1 pseudogene is annotated in these 255 nt (G+C 44.3%); it reads left to right on the forward strand.

Annotated elements, in window-relative coordinates:
• A pseudogene (gene sucC, locus SB773_RS33155) lies at positions 1-255 on the forward strand (succinate--CoA ligase subunit beta); the annotation flags it as partial.

Genomic DNA, 255 nt, shown 5'->3' on the forward strand with positions numbered 1-255 from the left:
CCGGCTAACTTCCTTGACGTTGGTGGCGGCGCTACTGAGGAAAAAGTAAAAGAGGCTTTCAAAATCATCCTATCCGATCAAAATGTTAAAGGCATCTTCGTTAATATCTTCGGGGGGATCATGAAATGTGACATCATCGCGACTGGCGTAGTAGCTGCTGCTAAAGAGCTTGGCCTGGATGTCCCTCTTGTTGTTCGTCTTGAAGGTACGAATGTGGACCTTGGTAAAAAGATACTTAAAGAGTCAGGTTTAAAT

It is taken from the genome of Bacillus sp. SIMBA_074, assembly GCF_046534555.1.
Classification (GTDB): domain Bacteria; phylum Bacillota; class Bacilli; order Bacillales; family Bacillaceae_G; genus Bacillus_A; species Bacillus_A mycoides.